Origin of the sequence: Methylomonas sp. MED-D, from assembly GCF_050276835.1 — a bacterium.
In the GTDB taxonomy this organism is placed as follows: Bacteria; Pseudomonadota; Gammaproteobacteria; order Methylococcales; family Methylomonadaceae; genus Methylomonas; species Methylomonas koyamae_A.
In genome coordinates, this window is the sequence record NZ_CP189965.1 from 4,581,295 (window position 1) to 4,597,588 (window position 16,294).

Annotated in this window: 18 protein-coding genes; 9 read left to right on the plus strand and 9 right to left on the minus strand. The window is 54.2% G+C overall.

The annotated features are described in order from the left end of the window. Positions 1 to 374: 374 nt before the first annotated feature. Genes pmbA through ACQE3E_RS20360 form a run of 6 tightly spaced genes read right to left on the minus strand, consistent with a single transcriptional unit; the run spans position 375 to position 6,223 of the window. The gene (gene pmbA / locus ACQE3E_RS20335; protein ID WP_427500999.1) at positions 375 to 1,706 is read right to left on the minus strand and encodes a metalloprotease PmbA; all 1,332 of its coding nucleotides are present in this window, start codon (positions 1,704 to 1,706) and stop codon (positions 375 to 377) included. A 51-nt stretch (positions 1,707 to 1,757) separates the two neighbouring features. Beyond that, the gene (gene tldD, locus ACQE3E_RS20340; protein WP_071158753.1) at positions 1,758 to 3,197 is read right to left on the minus strand and encodes a metalloprotease TldD; all 1,440 of its coding nucleotides are present in this window, start codon (positions 3,195 to 3,197) and stop codon (positions 1,758 to 1,760) included. Positions 3,198 to 3,236: 39 nt separating this feature from the next. After that, positions 3,237 to 3,701, minus strand: coding sequence for a hypothetical protein (locus ACQE3E_RS20345; protein ID WP_064031489.1), 465 nt, complete (start codon positions 3,699 to 3,701; stop codon positions 3,237 to 3,239). Positions 3,702 to 3,705: 4 nt separating this feature from the next. After that, positions 3,706 to 4,572: a 23S rRNA (adenine(2030)-N(6))-methyltransferase RlmJ gene (locus ACQE3E_RS20350; protein WP_064031488.1), complete on the minus strand. Its 867-nt coding sequence runs from the start codon at positions 4,570 to 4,572 to the stop codon at positions 3,706 to 3,708. A 53-nt stretch (positions 4,573 to 4,625) separates the two neighbouring features. After that, positions 4,626 to 4,976, minus strand: coding sequence for a DMT family protein (locus tag ACQE3E_RS20355; RefSeq protein WP_071158755.1), 351 nt, complete (start codon positions 4,974 to 4,976; stop codon positions 4,626 to 4,628). Then, positions 4,973 to 6,223 carry a multifunctional CCA addition/repair protein gene (locus tag ACQE3E_RS20360; RefSeq protein ID WP_427501000.1) on the minus strand — a complete coding sequence of 417 codons (1,251 nt, stop codon included), beginning with the start codon at positions 6,221 to 6,223 and terminating at the stop codon, positions 4,973 to 4,975. Before ACQE3E_RS20360 ends, ACQE3E_RS20355 begins: the two co-directional genes overlap by 4 nt. Positions 6,224 to 6,465: 242 nt before the next feature. Between ACQE3E_RS20360 and pqqA the strand changes: the two genes are divergently transcribed. The 7 genes from pqqA to pqqE all read left to right on the plus strand — a co-directional run bounded on the left by pqqA (position 6,466) and on the right by pqqE (position 10,733). Beyond that, a complete protein-coding gene (pqqA, locus tag ACQE3E_RS20365) occupies positions 6,466 to 6,540 on the plus strand; it encodes a pyrroloquinoline quinone precursor peptide PqqA (RefSeq protein WP_054760176.1) in 75 nt (24 codons plus the stop codon). Positions 6,541 to 6,646: 106 nt separating this feature from the next. Then, a complete protein-coding gene (pqqB, locus tag ACQE3E_RS20370; RefSeq protein WP_427501001.1) occupies positions 6,647 to 7,558 on the plus strand; it encodes a pyrroloquinoline quinone biosynthesis protein PqqB in 912 nt (303 codons plus the stop codon). Between the two features lie 13 nt (positions 7,559 to 7,571). Further along, the gene (gene pqqC, locus ACQE3E_RS20375) at positions 7,572 to 8,300 is read left to right on the plus strand and encodes a pyrroloquinoline-quinone synthase PqqC (RefSeq protein ID WP_071158761.1); all 729 of its coding nucleotides are present in this window, start codon (positions 7,572 to 7,574) and stop codon (positions 8,298 to 8,300) included. Next, on the plus strand, positions 8,300 to 8,857 hold the full coding sequence (locus tag ACQE3E_RS20380; protein WP_427501002.1) for a Uma2 family endonuclease: 558 nt from the start codon (positions 8,300 to 8,302) through the stop codon (positions 8,855 to 8,857). Before pqqC ends, ACQE3E_RS20380 begins: the two co-directional genes overlap by 1 nt. Positions 8,858 to 8,866: 9 nt before the next feature. After that, positions 8,867 to 9,343: a Uma2 family endonuclease gene (locus ACQE3E_RS20385; RefSeq protein ID WP_427501003.1), complete on the plus strand. Its 477-nt coding sequence runs from the start codon at positions 8,867 to 8,869 to the stop codon at positions 9,341 to 9,343. A gap of 9 nt (positions 9,344 to 9,352) precedes the next feature. After that, entirely contained in the window at positions 9,353 to 9,625 is a 273-nt protein-coding gene (gene pqqD, locus ACQE3E_RS20390; protein ID WP_426992260.1) for a pyrroloquinoline quinone biosynthesis peptide chaperone PqqD, read from the plus strand. Continuing rightward, positions 9,603 to 10,733, plus strand: a complete 1,131-nt coding sequence (gene pqqE, locus ACQE3E_RS20395; RefSeq protein ID WP_426992259.1) for a pyrroloquinoline quinone biosynthesis protein PqqE — start codon at positions 9,603 to 9,605, stop codon at positions 10,731 to 10,733. Before pqqD ends, pqqE begins: the two co-directional genes overlap by 23 nt. Positions 10,734 to 10,751: 18 nt before the next feature. Here pqqE and ppa read toward each other — a convergent pair whose 3' ends face one another. After that, entirely contained in the window at positions 10,752 to 11,297 is a 546-nt protein-coding gene (gene ppa, locus ACQE3E_RS20400; protein ID WP_064031479.1) for an inorganic diphosphatase, read from the minus strand. Between the two features lie 70 nt (positions 11,298 to 11,367). Between ppa and ACQE3E_RS20405 the strand changes: the two genes are divergently transcribed. Then, a complete protein-coding gene (locus ACQE3E_RS20405) occupies positions 11,368 to 12,183 on the plus strand; it encodes a DUF2797 domain-containing protein (protein ID WP_427501004.1) in 816 nt (271 codons plus the stop codon). Positions 12,184 to 12,410: 227 nt separating this feature from the next. On the opposite strand, the gene ACQE3E_RS20410 is transcribed toward ACQE3E_RS20405, so the two are convergent. Beyond that, positions 12,411 to 13,052 (minus strand): hypothetical protein, encoded by a 642-nt coding sequence (locus tag ACQE3E_RS20410; RefSeq protein ID WP_427501005.1) that lies wholly within the window; start codon positions 13,050 to 13,052, stop codon positions 12,411 to 12,413. A gap of 216 nt (positions 13,053 to 13,268) precedes the next feature. Here ACQE3E_RS20410 and ACQE3E_RS20415 point away from each other — a divergent pair, with 216 nt between their 5' ends. Next, entirely contained in the window at positions 13,269 to 14,306 is a 1,038-nt protein-coding gene (locus tag ACQE3E_RS20415) for a DNA cytosine methyltransferase (protein ID WP_426992255.1), read from the plus strand. Here ACQE3E_RS20415 and ACQE3E_RS20420 read toward each other — a convergent pair. Beyond that, positions 14,303 to 16,285: a BbrUII/HgiDII family restriction enzyme gene (locus tag ACQE3E_RS20420; protein ID WP_426992253.1), complete on the minus strand. Its 1,983-nt coding sequence runs from the start codon at positions 16,283 to 16,285 to the stop codon at positions 14,303 to 14,305. The genes ACQE3E_RS20415 and ACQE3E_RS20420 overlap by 4 nt on opposite strands. Positions 16,286 to 16,294 lie beyond the last annotated feature (9 nt).

Consider the following 16,294-nt stretch of genomic DNA (forward strand, 5'->3'; position numbering starts at 1 on the left):
TGAAGAGCCGGCACGATCCGCCCGTCGGCGACATGCTGTTCGGCCATATCCGCGGGCAGGTAGGCCCAAGTCGGCTCCGAATATAGCGGTGGCGTGATTCAACGTCCACTGCTCGGACGCTAAGCACCCCGGACTGCCGGCTTGACGCAGCCATCGTCGCGAAATTATCGTCACGGTTCATCGGTGCCTCTTGCTACAGGCCACGAATAACGAAACAAATGAGTTAACGGCATGACTGAAATTGCGCTCAATAACGTCTTAGCCCCGCCAAACCGTCTTGATAGCGTTTCCGGTTAAAAGAGCCTACAAGCTCTTCCGCCCAATTTCATATTCGCCAGGGACGAACGTCACCCTAAAGCCATTGGCATTAAGATTTATTCACCCGCTATGGCCATCTGCTCCAACAGGATAGAGCCGACTCGCAGATTGCCGCGCAGATCCACGTCGTTGCCGATCGCAACGACGTTGCGCAACATGTTTTTCAGGTTCCCGGCGATCGTGATTTCCTGCACCGGATATTGAATTTGGCCATTTTCGACCCAGAAACCCGACGCACCCCGCGAGTAGTCGCCCGTCACCCGGTTGATGCCCTGCCCCATCAACTCGGTGACCAGCAAACCGGTATCCAGCAAAGCCAACATACCGGCGAAATCGCGTTCGCCCGGTTCGACGATCAGATTATGCACGCCGCCGGCATTGCCGGTGGTGCGCATACCCAGTTTGCGCGCCGAATAAGTACTCAGTACATAGGATTCCAGGACGCCGCCACGCACAATGTCTCGGGCCTGAGTGGTCACACCTTCGGCATCGTAACTGGCACTGCCCAACGCGCCTGGCAGCAAGGGTTCTTCATGAATGCGGACGAAATCCGGCATTACTTGAGTGTGCAGGGAGTCGAGCAAAAACGACGACTTACGGTATAAATTGCCGCCGCTGACCGCGCCGATCAAGGCACCTATCAAACCCGACGCCATTTCCGCCGCGAACAATACCGGACATTGCCGCGTGCTCAGGCTGCGGGCGCCCAATCGGGCCACCGTCCGTTGCGCCGCCTTGCGTCCCACCAACTCCGGCGCGTCCAAGAATTGCGGATTGCGCGCCACGCTATACCAATAATCGCGCTGCATGCCGTCGTTGGCACCGGCCAGCACCGAACAGCTCAACGAGTGCCGGCTGGATTGATAACCTTGCAAAAAACCCTGCGAATTACCGAACACCCGCGTTCCGGAATGACTGTTGACGGTGGCGCCTTCCGAATTGCTGATCGCCGCATCGTACTCGCGCGCCGCGTTCTCGCACGCCACCGCCAACTCGATGGCTTGCGAGGCTTCGATTGCCCAAGGATGGTAAATATCCAGATCGACCGCCGATTGCGCCAAGTCCTCCGGGTCAGGCAGGCCGGCGAAATCGTCGGCACTGGCGTAGCGGGCGATGCTGCAGGCCGCCTTAACCGTTTCGGTCAACGACGCGGCGGAAATATCGTTGGTGCTGGCCGAACCTTTTTGCTTGCCAAAGTAAACCGTGACACCGATTCCCTGGTCGCAGTGATACTCGATGGTTTCGACTTCGCCCAAGCGGGCCGATACCGATAAACCGTTGTCGATGCTGAAGCCCGCCTCCGCGGCATCGGCGCCTTGGCGCTTGGCTTCGTCCAACAGTTGCTGAACGACGTCTTTTAAGCGATTGATTTCTTGTTGATTTTGCAAGTTGAGTTTCCTTGAAAGCTGGTTTCGGCCGAAGATCGGTTCGGGATCGGCTTAAACGCCGGTCCCGCCGACGGTCAAACCGTCAATTTTCAGGGTCGGCTGACCAACGCCGACCGGCACGCTCTGCCCGTCCTTACCGCAGGTGCCGACGCCGCTATCGAGTTGCATGTCGTTACCGACCATGGAAACCTTGGTCAGCACGTCGGGACCGTTGCCGATCAAGGTTGCGCCCTTGACCGGCCGGGTAATTTTGCCGTTTTCTATTAAGTAGGCTTCGCTAGCCGAGAACACAAATTTGCCGGAGGTAATGTCAACCTGTCCGCCGCCGAAATTGCGGGCATACAAACCCTTGGACACCGAGCGGATGATTTCTTCCGGATCGCTTTGCCCCGGCAGCATGTAGGTATTGGTCATCCGCGGCATCGGCAAGTGGGCGTAGGATTCGCGGCGGCCGTTACCGGTCGGCTTGACCCCCATCAAATGGGCGTTCAACCGGTCCTGCATGTAACCGCGCAGGATGCCGTTTTCGATCAATACCGTATTCTCGGTCGGCGTGCCTTCGTCGTCGATACTGAGCGAACCGCGCCGCCCCGGCAGCGTGCCGTCGTCGACGACCGTGCATAAGTCCGATGCCACCCTTTCGCCGACCCGCCCACTGAAAGCGGAGGTGCCCTTACGGTTAAAGTCGCCTTCCAGACCGTGTCCGATCGCTTCGTGCAGCAAAATGCCCGGCCAGCCGGCCCCCAACACCACCGTCATGTTGCCGGCCGGCGCCTCGCCGGCTTGCAAATTGACCTGAGCCTGGCGCACCGCCTCCCGGCCGTAATCGAAGGCGCGATCGCCCTCCAGAAAATAGCTGTAATCGCTGCGACCGCCGCCGCCCATGCTGCCTTGTTCGCGACGGCCGTCTTCGACCATGATCACCGATACGTTCATCCTGACCAGCGGCCTGACGTCGGCAACCAAGCCGCCATCCTGATCCGCGATCAACACCGTGTCGTAGGCCGCCACCAGACTAACCATGACTTCCTCGATCCGGCTGTCCAGTTTACGGGTTTCGCTATCCACCCGCTTCAGCAGATCGATCTTGGCCTGGTCGTCGAGCGATTTCAACGGATTCATCGGCTGGTACAAACTCGGCCAACTGGCCGCGGTATCGATACGGTGCCGGGTATTTTGGCCTTGTCGGACGATGGCTTTAACGTTGTTGGCCGCTTCCAGCAAGATCGGCAGTTCGATACGGTCGCTATAGGCAAAACCGGTTTTATCGCCGCTGACCACCCGCACGCCGGCGCCGTGCTCGATCGAATGACTGCCTTCCTTGACGATGCCGCCCTCGAGCGACCAGGATTCGAAATGGCTGGATTGAAAATAAATATCGGCGGCATCGACCGGCGCGCCCAGCAGAGCGGCCATCACCCGGTCTACGTCTTGAACTTGCAGGCCGTTTGCGGCCAGGATGGAGTCGGTAACTTGATCGAGTAGGGACATGAATGAGTTAAAGTTTATAGGTTCCGGCGGCCGGGCTGCTCAGATGACGAAAAAAGAAGCAATATAACCGACCGCGACCACGACCACCAGCAACGCGGCTTTATGAGTCAGCGTCAACGATTGCCAATACAACTCGTATTCGGTTTTCCGGCGAACCCAGCATTCGCTCAGCCACAGTTTGAACGTCAGCCAAATCCTCGGCATGATTTTCCACAAACGGTACAAGGCGTAACCGATCATGGACATCAAAATGTAAAAAGTCACGACTTGACTGCCGTGACGACCGGTATCGAACAGAAACTCGACCACCTCGCCGATATTCAGGATGTGAAACGCCACCTCGACCGCTTCTTCGATACCCAGTTCTATCCATTCGAACGCGCCGTGCAGTAATTCGAACAACAAATGAAACAACTCGCCCAACAACTCCAGCGTGATGTCGTACATGACGATCGCCAGCACGATGAAACCGACGATGATTAAGTCGAGATGTCTTCTAAGCATTGATTCAGTTCCTGTCCGCCGCCGATGCGACCGTTTCCGGCACCTGCCAATCCACCCGCCACTGGCCTCGCCCGGCCGCCAGCACGCCATCCAGCCAAGGCAACAATTCCTCGGCCTGCCGATCGAGTTGCCAGGGCGGATTAAAGAAGACCATTCCGGCCCCGGTCATCCCTCTGCCCGCCGTATCGGCTGCGACACAATGCTCGATGCGCAATTGCTTGGGAATGCCGGTCGCGACCAAAAGCCGCATAAAGCGCTCGGTTGCGTCTCTATCGATCACCGGATACCAAAGCGCGTAAACGCCGCCGGCAAACCGGTGGTAAGCGGCCGCCAGCGCTTGAACCACGGCTTGATATTCGCTCTTCAGTTCGTAACTCGGATCGATCAGAATCAGGGCGCGCTTCTGAATCGGCGGCAATTTTTTGCCCAACATTCGCAAACCGTCTTCTTTTGCCACCGTCACCTGATTGTCTCCGGCATATAGTTGTTGTAAGACCTGAAAGTCGCTGGTATGCAATTCCGACAATGATAACCGATCTTGCGACCTGACCAAGCGTCTTACCAGCTGCGGCGAGCCGGGATAGCGCGCCAGACGGTTTCCGGTATTTTCGGCTCTGACCGCCGCCAAATAATCGCGCAGCAAGGGTAACGGTTGTTTTTCGTCCCAAAGTCGGGCGATGCCCTCGCGGTATTCACCGGTTTTCTGGGCAAACTCCGATTTAAGCGCATATTTGCCGGCCCCGGCGTGCGTGTCGATGTACACGAAGGGCTTGACCTTTTGCTTGAGCGCGGCGATCGCCAGACTAAGCAAACTGTGCTTTAAAACATCCGCGAAATTGCCGGCGTGAAACCCGTGGCGATAGCTGAGCATGCGCTAACCTAAAAAGAGAACGGAAAGGGACTCCGGCAAACCGCAACCATCGCCTATCCCAATTTGGAACGAAACATGAAATACACCGCGCCCAGCAGACACAGACCGGCCCAGAGGTAATCGAGTTTCAGCGGTTCTTTCAGGTAATAAACGGAGAACGGCACGAACACACTCAACGCGATCACTTCCTGAACGATTTTCAACTGGCCGACGCTCAAGGCGGTGTAGCCGATGCGATTGGCCGGCACTTGAAACAAATACTCGAACAGCGCGACGCCCCAACTGACCAGGGCCGCCAGCAACCAATGCCGACCGTTCAATTCCTTCAAATGGGCGTACCAAGCGAAAGTCATGAATACATTGCTGCAAACCAGCAACCCGGCGGACGTTAAAATCGCGTTCATGCGCTTAGCGGCTGCTCCGCGGCCAAGCGCCGCTGTTTGAATTGCTGGATTCCGGCAATGCGCAGCTGCCGGATCGCCGCGCCGATTTGCGGGCCGGATACGCCGTTTTGAGTAGCCGACGTCGTATCGACCGCCATCGCGGCGACGGCGGCCTCGCGCAGATAGGCGGCTTGGGGATAGTCGCGCTGTTCGAAACCGGTTCGGCCGCGCGCGTCGGCTTCGCAAGCCAGAATAAAATCCTCCAGGCAGCTGTCCGGCTTGAACGCGCCGATCGCCTGCAACATGTCGACCAGCGTGTCGGGCCGCAACTCCAAAACCCGGTGGCAGTGGGTATGGTAGGCCATCACGTGAGCCGCCAGCGTTTTGTGGACCTTAGGCACCCGCAAACGTTCGCAAAAACGCTCCAGCACCGGCAAACCTTTTTGTTCGTGGCCGTGATGGCTAGGCCAGAAATGGCTGGGCGTCAGCGCCTTACCCAAATCGTGCAGCAAGGCCGCCAAACGAACCTCGGCGCTGGCGGACAATTTAGCCGCTTGTTCCAACACCATCAGAGCATGGATGCCGGTATCGATTTCCGGATGATGTTTTTCCGGCTGAGGCACGCCAAACAAGGCGTCGATTTCCGGAAAAATCGCCTTCAATGCGCCGCAATCGCGCAACACTTGAAAAAACGCCGCCGGACGCGGTTCCACTAAAGCCTTGGACAATTCCGCCCAAACCCGCTCGGCTACCAAATAATCGGCCTCGCCGGCCGCGACCATGTCCGCCATCAAGGCCATCGTCTCGTCGGCCACGACAAAGCCCAAGTGAGCGTAACGTGCCGAGAACCGCGCCACCCGCAGAATCCGCACCGGATCTTCGCAAAACGCCGGCGAAACGTGCCGCAACAAACGATTTTGCAAGTCGCGTTGGCCGTTGTAGGGATCGATCAACCGGCCGTCGGCGTCGAGCGCCATCGCATTGACCGTCAAATCGCGGCGTAATAAATCTTCGTCCAGCGTCACTTCGGGCGAAGCGTCGATGGCAAATCCCTTGTAACCCGGCGCGGTTTTGCGCTCGGTGCGAGCCAAGGCGTATTCCTCGTGAGTCTCGGGATGCAAAAACACCGGAAAATCCTTACCGACCGGTCGAAATCCTCGCGACAACATGGCCTCGGCGGTTTCGCCAACCACCAGCCAATCGCGCTCCGTCACCGGAAGATCCAGCAAACGATCACGCACCGCGCCGCCGACCAGATAGGTTTTCATGCACTTGAAACTCACCGCTTAATGACCAGTGCAACAGTATAAAGGACTCCCGCCGAGAGCGCCTGGCTTATTCCACCGCAAACACCCCGGCGCCGGGAACTTACGCGGGGTAGCGCGCTCGAAAAGCCCGCTACCCGAGGACGATTTGCGTCAGTTGCGGAATAAAACGCTTCATCGTATACTTCGGGCAGCTTTCTTGATCAAGCTAGCACACTACAACAAAGCCTCTGGAGGGTATACAAATGAAATGGGAAACACCTGCTTACAATGACATGCGTTTCGGCTTCGAAGTCACCATGTACATCTACAACCGTTAATCGCAACGGTTGTTCCTAAAAAGGGGCAATTTTCCTGCCCCTTTTTTTTGCCTGGCGTTTTTGAATCCCGTATCATGCGGCGCTCTTTCATTCACGCGAATCACTCATGAAAATCAGAGTTCTCGGCGCCGGCGCCGGCGGCGGTTTCCCGCAATGGAATTGCAATTGCGACAATTGCGGCCGTTACCGCAGAGGCGAATTCAACGGCAAGGCCCGCACCCAATCGTCGATTGCCGTCAGCAGCGACGGACGCAACTGGTTGCTGTTCAACACCTCGCCCGATATTCGGGCCCAACTGGAAGCCTTTCCGGCCATCCAGCCCAAAACCGGTATCCGCGACACCGGCATCAAGGCCGTTTTGTTGATCGACAGTCAAATCGACCACACCACCGGCATGCTGATGCTGCGCGAAGGCAAGCCTTTGGAAGTGTATTGCACCGAGATGGTCAAGCAAGATCTGACCAGCGGTTTCCCGCTGTTCACGATGCTGAAAGACTATTGCACGATCAACCATCATCCGATTGCCTGCGACGAAACGCCGTTCGAGATTCCCGGCATAGACGACATTCGCATTTACGCCCATGCCTTGAATAGCAAAGCGCCGCCGTATTCGCCGCACCGCCACGATCCGCATGACGGCGACAACATCGGCGTCGTCGTCGAACAAATTTCCACCGGCAAGAAGCTGTATTACGCACCGGGCCTCGGCGAAATCGAACCACAGGTCATGGCGGCGATGCAAAACGTCGATTGCCTGATGGTGGACGGCACTTTCTGGACCGACGATGAAATGGTGGTGCGCAACATCAGCCACAAACACGCCCGCGAAATCGGCCACTTGCCGCAATCCGGCGCCGGCGGGATGATCGATGTGTTGAACGGCGTGCCGAACGCCCGCAAGATTTTGATACATATCAATAACACCAACCCGATTCTCGACGAAGATTCGCCGGAGCGTAAAACCCTGGATGCCAACGGCATCGAAGTGGCTTACGACGGACTGGAAATTGACTTATAACCCAAGGTGTTACATGACTGCAGATAATCAACCCTGGAGCCGCGAAGAATTCGAAGCCAAACTGCGCGGCATGGAAAAGTTCTACCACATTCATCATCCGATGCACACGCTGATGAATGAAGGCAAGCTGACCAAGCAACAATTGCAAGGCTGGGTCGCCAACCGCTTTTATTACCAGGTGATGATCCCGATCAAGGACGCCAACATCATGGCCAATTGCCCGGACCGCGAAACCCGCGCCAAATGGGTACAGCGCATTCTGGACCACGACGGCCATCCCGGCGACCCCGGCGGCATCGAGGCCTGGATACGTTTAGGCATCGCAGTCGGCTTGACTCGGGAAGAGATTACGTCGCTGGAACACGTGCTACCCGGCGTGCGCTTTGCCGTGGACGCCTACGTGAATTTCGCTCGCCGCGCCGAATGGCACGAAGCCGCCAGCTCCTCCCTGACGGAACTATTCGCCCCGAAAATTCATCAACAACGCTTGGACAACTGGCCGGACGTGTATCCTTGGGTCGAACAAGAGGGTTACACTTACTTCCGCAAGCGCCTGACCGAAGCCCGCCGCGACGTCGAGCATGGACTGGAATTGACGCTGGACTGGTACAAAACCCGCGAACAGCAAGAACGCATGGTGCAAATTCTGAAATTTAAACTGGATGTGTTGTGGAGCATGGCCGATGCGATGTATCTGGCTTATGTCGCCGACATGCCGCCGTATTTCAATATCGAGCAATAATGCAAACAGCATTGCAGCAGCACCTCACCGCCGAAGACTACCTAGCCTGGGAGGAAACCCAAGTCGAGAAGCATGAATTCGTGGCGGGAGAAGTGTTTGCGATGGTTGGAGCGCGGCAGGACCATGTGGTCGTCTGCGGCAATATCTTTGCAGGCTTGAAGCAACGCTTGCGCGGCACGCCTTGCCGGCCTTATGTCGCAGACCTGAAACTACGGGTTGATGCTGCCGACGCCTTTTTCTACCCCGATGTGATGGTATCCTGCCATCCCGGCGACTTGAGCAACCAGCAATTTATTTCTAACCCATCGCTGGTCGTAGAAGTGCTGTCGGACTCTACCGCCGCTTACGACCGCGGCGGCAAATTCGCCGCCTACCGTAAGCTCGATTCGCTGAAGGAATATTTGATTGTCGACATCGAAGCCCGCCGGGTCGAGTGCTTCCGCCGCACCGCCGACAACGATTGGTTGCTGCATGATTACGTCGGTGAAGTCGATTGCCTACTAAGCAGCCTCGGCATTCGCATACCGACGAGCGAAATTTTTGAAGATATTGCATAGGAGGCAATCATGCGCTGGCAAGATGTACTCGCAGATCCATCGCTACAAAATCTGCCTTATAAAATCGAATTGAACGAAAAGGGGGTCATCGAAATGTCACCCGCATCATTCAGTCATAGCCGGTTGCAAGCCAAAATCGCCGTGCAATTATCGCTACAATTGGGCGGCGAGGTATTTACCGAATTGGCGATCCAAACCAGCCAAGGCGTCCGGGTTCCCGATGTCGCCTGGGGATCGGAAAGCTATACCCTGATGCATCAAGCCGAATTGTGGGCGTCTTCCGCCCCCGAACTGTGTGTCGAAATCCTGTCGTCCTCAAACACCTCCAAAGACATGCTGGAGCGGGTCGAGCTATTCCTGCAAGCGGGGGCCATCGAAGTCTGGTTGGTCGAAGAAAACGGCACCGTCAGCCAGTACGACAGCACCGGCCAGATCACGACATCCCGATTTGCGGCCAATTTACATCATTGCTTTGCCAGCCATTGACATTAACCCATGAGCCTTAACCCCGACCAAATCCTGCAATTCTCGCCGCTGCACCGCCTGCAATGGGAAGAAGCCCAACAAAAATACGTGATTCTGTACCCCGAAGGCATGGTCGAACTCAACCAAAGCTCGGCGGAAATCCTCAAGCTGTGCGACGGCGCGCACAATCCAGCGCAAATCGTCGAAGAATTGGAAACCCAATTCGAAACGACCGGCTTGAGCAACGACATCCACAATTTCCTGAACATCGCTTTGCAAAATGGCTGGATCAAACAAGGCTAACATTACCCCGCCGCGCTGGCTGCTGGCGGAGCTGAGCTACAAATGTCCGCTGCAATGTCCGTATTGCTCGAATCCGCTGGATTACGCCAAATATCCGGACGAACTTAGCACCGACGACTGGAAGCGGGTGCTCAGCCAAGCCCGTAAAATGGGCGCGGTGCAACTGGGTTTTTCCGGCGGCGAGCCGCTCACCCGCCAAGACTTGGTGGAACTGGTAGGCCACGCCCGCGAGCTGGGTTATTACTCCAATCTGATCACCTCCGGCTATGGCCTGACCGAACAGAAAATCGTCGACTTGAAGCAGGCCGGCCTAGACCATATCCAAATCAGCATCCAAGCCAGCACTCAAGAGCTCAACGACCACATCGCCGGTACCGCGACCTACGAACATAAACAGGAAGTCGCTCGCCTGATCAAGAAACACGGCTACCCGATGGTGCTCTGCGTGGTCATCCACCGCGAAAACATTCATCAGATGCCGCAGATTCTGGAAATGGCCGAAAACCTCGGCGCCGATTATCTGGAACTGGCCAACACCCAATACTACGGCTGGGCCCATATCAATCGCGACGCGTTGCTGCCGACCAAGGAACAGTTCGAGGAAGCCGAAAAGATCGCCCAGGCCTACAAGGAAAAAGTCGCCGGCAAGATGAAGATTTACTACGTCGTGCCGGACTTTTACGAAGACCGGCCGAAAGCCTGCATGAACGGCTGGGGCACCACCTTTTTGACCATCGCCCCGGACGGCACCGCGCTACCTTGCCATTCCGCCCGCGAACTGCCCGGCCTGGACTGTCCCAACGTCAAGGATTTCAGCATCGAACAAATCTGGAACGAATCGAAAACCTTCAATTTCTTCCGCGGTACCGAATGGATGCAGGAGCCTTGCCGCAGTTGCGACGAAAAAGGCAAGGACTTCGGCGGTTGCCGCTGTCAGGCTTTCCAGTTCAACGGCGACATGTACAGCACCGACCCGGTCTGCGGCAAATCGCCGGAGCGGCACCGCATTGATGCGGCGATCGCCTCGGCACGAGAACTGACCTTATCCGGCGACGAAAAACCGCTGGTGTTCCGCAACAGTAAAAACTCGAAAAACCTGTTCGGTTAATCCGCCAATCGCCGGCGCTCAGCGTCGGCTGCTATGCGAGTTTTTGTAACGTTCGATACCTTCCAGGATTTCATTTCTGGCGTCCTCGACGCCGCCCCAACCTTCCACCCTGACCCATTTGCCGTCTTCCAGGTCCTTGTAATGCTGAAAAAAATGGGTGATTTTCGCCAGCTTGTCCGGCTGCAAGTCCCGGTAGTCGGTCACGTGATTGTAAAACGGCGTTAGCTGCGGCATCGGCACCGCCAACAGCTTCGGATCGGGTCCGGCCTCGTCCACCATCTTCAATATCCCGACCGGCCGGCAGTGGATCACGCAGCCGCTCAGCAGCGGCGCGGGGGTGATAATCATCACATCGACCGGATCGCCGTCCTCGGACAAGGTTTGCGGAATGTAGCCGTAATTGCAGGGATATTGCATCGCGGTGCCCATGAAGCGGTCCACCGTCAACGCACCGGTGTGTTTATCCACTTCGTATTTAACCGGATCGCTGAAAGCCGGAATTTCGACCACTACATTCATTTCGAACGGTACGTTGCCGCCGGCGGCGACTTGCATAAACGACATCAAATCCTCTTTGAGCACGTGGGAAAGGCTGTCATTATAGTCGCTGTTCCCCAGTCTTCAGGATAAACAGGTGATAGGCAGTCTGGAAAAAATGCGCGGCGCACTGGCCAATCCGGTGCAGTACAGCTTGCCGGTCGGCGAGCAGCAACTCCCGTTAAACCCGCTGATCGGCAAAACTTTGACGCTACGTCATACCGGAAAAATCTTTTGCGTGCATTGCGGCAATAAGACCAAGAAAAGTTTTAACCAAGGCTATTGCTACCCTTGTTTCATAAAGCTAGCACAATGCGATATGTGCATCGTCAAACCGGAAACCTGCCACTACGCCGCCGGCACCTGCCGCGAACCGAGCTGGGGCGAGGAATTCTGTTTTCAACCGCACATTGTCTACCTGGCTAATTCGTCCGGCATCAAGGTCGGCATCACCCGCCGATCGCAAATCCCGACTCGCTGGATAGACCAGGGCGCGGTACAAGCCATTCCGGTATTCGAAGTCGCCTCCCGCCACTTGTCCGGGCTGATCGAAATCGCGCTGGCCGAACACGTCAGCGACAAAACCAGTTGGCAGCAAATGCTGAAAAACAACACCGTCGAACTGGACCTGCCGGCCTTGCGCGACCAACTGCTGGATAAATGCCAAGCCGAACTGGCCGCCATTAACGAACGTTTCGCCGAGCAGCCGCCGACGCTGCTGTCCGACGCCGAAGCGGTGCAGTTGGAATACCCGGTGCTGGAATACCCGACCAAGGTCAAATCCTTCAATATGGATAAAGACCCGAGCGTGGCCGGCACCTTGCTCGGCATCAAAGGCCAATACCTGATTTTCGACAACGGCGTCATCAACATCCGCAAATACGCCGGCTACGAAATCGAAGCCGAAACCTGAGTCTCAAAACGGCAGGTCCTCGCCCGGCAACCCATGCCGTTATTAACCCGGCTCTTAAATACCGTTCGCCTGTCGAAGGGCACGCCAGCCGGGGCTTCGCCGAGCTCGTCCCGAACGGAATAGCAGTGACCGATAAGGACCAAGTTAATCAGTTAAACCTTTCGTGGCGAGCTTGTAACTCGTTCCTGACGAACTCGTAAACCGTTCGCTACGAGCCTGTAAACCGTTCATGGCGAACTGGTAAACAGTTCGTGGTGAGCTCGTAAACCGTTCGTGGTGAGCTTGTCGAACCATGGACGGTTTACCAGTTCGCCCTTCCACCGCACTCCGGACCAACGGTTAACGTTACCGCATCGTCCCGGCGACAACCGGCAAGTTGCAGCCAGCAGGCTCCGAGAGTGGCGCTCAAGGTTTGGAGCATTGCGATTATTACTCGGAGCATTGCGCGCAAGGCTTTTAGAGTTGCGGGCAAAGCTCGGAGCCTTGCGTTTATTACTCGGCGTGTTGCGCGTCAGGCTTTTCGAGTTGCGTTTAAGTCTAAAGGCCTTACGCTTGCTGCCGGGGAAATCATCGGCAACACGTGCAGCCTTGGCGATCCGGTTTTGAATCGTAAAACCCGATCCAGACGCATCGAACGGCGCAAACCCCGCTATCGATACTCGGCTCGAAACCCACCGGCCGGATTCGTCTATGCCGACAACCGGATTCGATTCGGGCTCGCTCGGCACGACGGAATGCCAACAGGCAAACCATAGCGTTCCCGCCCCATAAACGAAACGAAGACCGGCGTGTGCCTTTATTGAGCTTGTAAAACGTTTGCCGGTATATCTGTTTTCGCGCGTCAATCCTCTCGGGATTTTGGAAATCAATCGATCGTCGTCAGGTGTCCTCAAGATTATTTGGCGGGTCAATTCGGTCAGAAGCAGATTCCTAAATGACTGTCGCGAGTGACAGCAATAAATACGACATCTTTCCTTCAGGCTTTAGAGATTTGAAAGGCCGTTTTGCTTCAATCTATTGCTGCGGCTAGTCGGACGCACGGTATTATTTGGCGTTCGATTCAAAGCATTACTACAATATAGGTTATGAAAAATCACACAGCAATCGATTTATTTTGCGGTGCAGGCGGGCTGACATGCGGGCTTGAACAAGCTGGTTTTCGCGTGCTTGCAGGTGTTGAACTGCTGGACATTGCAGCCGAAACCTACCGCCATAACCACAAAAGAACCCTGTTACTGGAAGACGATATTTGCAACCTATCGCCGGCTGAAGTCATGTCTGCGTTGGGGTTGAAGCCCGGAGAATTATCCTTACTTGCAGGCTGTCCGCCTTGCCAAGGTTTCTCGTCGCTGAGAACCAGAAACAAAAAATCGAGTGTAGACGATCGACGTAACGATCTTGTTTTCGAATTTGTTCGCTGGGTAAAAGTGTTTCTGCCCAAATGTATAATGATGGAAAATGTCCCAACACTTGCGAAAGATACAAGAATGACCGATGCAATCGCACAACTTGGGGACTTGGGCTATCGGATCGGTGATTCAAGTTTACGTATCGATGATATTGCCGATTACGGCGTCCCTCAAAGACGTAAACGCATGATTTTTACGGCCAGTCGATTTGGTACGGTCGAACAACCGAAACCTGCTGAAACTAAAGCCATTGTAAAGGAGGCTATCGCCTGGTTACCGAAAGCCGGGGAAAGCGGCGATCCGCTGCACGACTTGCCTGAAATAAGGTCTGAAAAGGTCGGTAAGCTGATTTCTTTGATTCCCAAAAACGGCGGCAGCAGATCGGATTTACCGCAGGAATATTGGTTGGAATGCCATAAGCGTTATCCGGACGGTTTTAGGGACGTCTACGGCAGAATGCGTTGGGACGACGTATCACCGACCATAACTGGCGGATGCCACAATCCGTCGAAAGGTCGCTTTTTGCACCCCGAAGAAAACAGAGCTATCACTTTACGGGAAGCAGCATTACTGCAAACCTTCCCTAAAGATTACTATTTTTCTCTGCGCAGAGGCAAAGACTCGGCGGCGTTAATGATAGGCAATGCCTTACCCCCGGAATTTATTCGACAGCAAGGCGAAGCCATCTTGAAACATTTAGAATCCGTCGATTAGATTTTTTGCACCAATTGCTCGATTTTCGAGGCTTTTTGATGTGCATTCAAATATTCCTGATACACCCTGAATGCATTTTCTATTAAGCCTTTATAGGTAACGATTCTGGCATTGGCACTCTGAAGCATGTTTTTTTGATCCTCATCCATCGCAACGTCCTTTTCGAGCAGAAGGCATATATCGATAGCATCTACCGAGCCGTGAAAAGTATCAGGGTGATCGATAAGAAACTGTTTGACGGCATCTTTATATTTCTTAGCCTGTTTCAATAACTTATAGAAATCCGGCGTAATGCCCGGCTTTTTCAGTTCGATAATAATCTGACGACCAGCGCTGTTTCGATAAGCTATATCGATTCTGGCTCCGCTGTCCGCATCCGGTTTCGCTTTCTTTAATTCATCGGTCAGCGTCAATTCAAGATGCTCGGAGCCTTTAATTCTGTCCCAAGTCGGATCGAGAAGCCATAAATGCTCAAATAGATATTCTTGCGCGACTTTCTCAAGCTCTTTTTTATCGACGATATCTTTGAACTTTTCGATGATATGCAGGCGATTATTGGTGATGTCCCAATAATAGGTTTCCTCCATATCGTCCAACGAGCGAAATATCGCTTGAAACTCGGGGCTGGTAACACTGCTGATCGTTTCAAGTCTTGCCAACTGTTTCTTGGCCTTAAGTTTCTCGAATCCAATAATCGTACTTCGATATAAATCCTTTTTGTATTCGTCGTTTTGCTCTTGGTTGGAAGAGAATTGATTGTTGTAAACACTCATGATCAAGCGTTCGGCCGATTTTCTATCCCGCTTGTCGGTAAGACTGTTAAGCCAGTCTTCCACAAACGGATTTTTATCCGGCAAATTCTCGTACCCGAGAGCTTTACGCCAATCGTCCCAGGCGCCAGCCACTTTTTGCATCTGCGTTCTTAAATGGCCGAGCAATCCCATAAATTTAGGGTCGTTCTGCTTAATGGCTTCCCGGCTGGCCGTTGCCCTGTCTACCTCGTCTTGATCCAAAAAATCGGCGTGTATTTCACCGACCAAATAGCTATTGAAATGATCACTATTACTTAATATCGGCAACACATCCTCTTGAAAAACGCGGCCGTTAGCGAAAATCGATATTTGGTTGATATTGGTGTCCTTTTCCTTCAACTGTTTCGGCTTGGTGACCGAGGCGATATAACCCCGAAGCACCAAGTCGGAGTCATGCGGTACCGAAGGATCGAGCACCATTATTCTTTGGGCTTTCGTCTCTTTATCGACGGCGAGATTCTTACACAGTTTTAAATTGTCGTCAGCTTCGACGCCACCGAAGCTCCAGAAAAATTGCACGTCGTCATGAAAACCTCGGTCGGCGATAGTGACTTTGTCCTCGTTAATGTAAATCTCGAATGGCAACTCGCCGCTATTGCCGATGATGCTGAAGCGCCTGGACAGCCGCAGTTTTAAATTGGATTCCGTCGTCGAGATAATCGATTTATTCAATTGAGATAGCCGAATAACCGTTCCGTGAGAGCCATCCAGCTTAGTCGAAGGTGTTATGGAATTAAGCCTATATGGTTGGTGTTCGTTAATAGTGCTTTTTAGTTCGGGTACGTTTACCGAAACCCCTATCGCCTCTTTACTTTCTTGCTTGGTTGAAATATCGACAACGTCGGCCAGCGAAAACATAGCCAATTTTCCGATACCCTTTCTACCCATCACGCGCCGCTTCTTGTTAATCGTAAAGTCGGAAAAATTCCGCCTTGCATAACCGACGTTTAAAAACTTGTCTTGCAAATCGTCTTCGGACATACCGTGACCATTGTCCGCAATGGTAATGATATGCTGACTTTTATCGATGGAAATAGTCACTTCCGTAGCTTCGGCATCGTAGGCGTTCGCGATGATTTCCGTTAAAACAGCCGGCGTGCTGCTGTATAACCCCAATCCCAAATGATTCAACACGTTCAAATCGATTTTAAAAGCGAATTCCGTCATTAAATTATC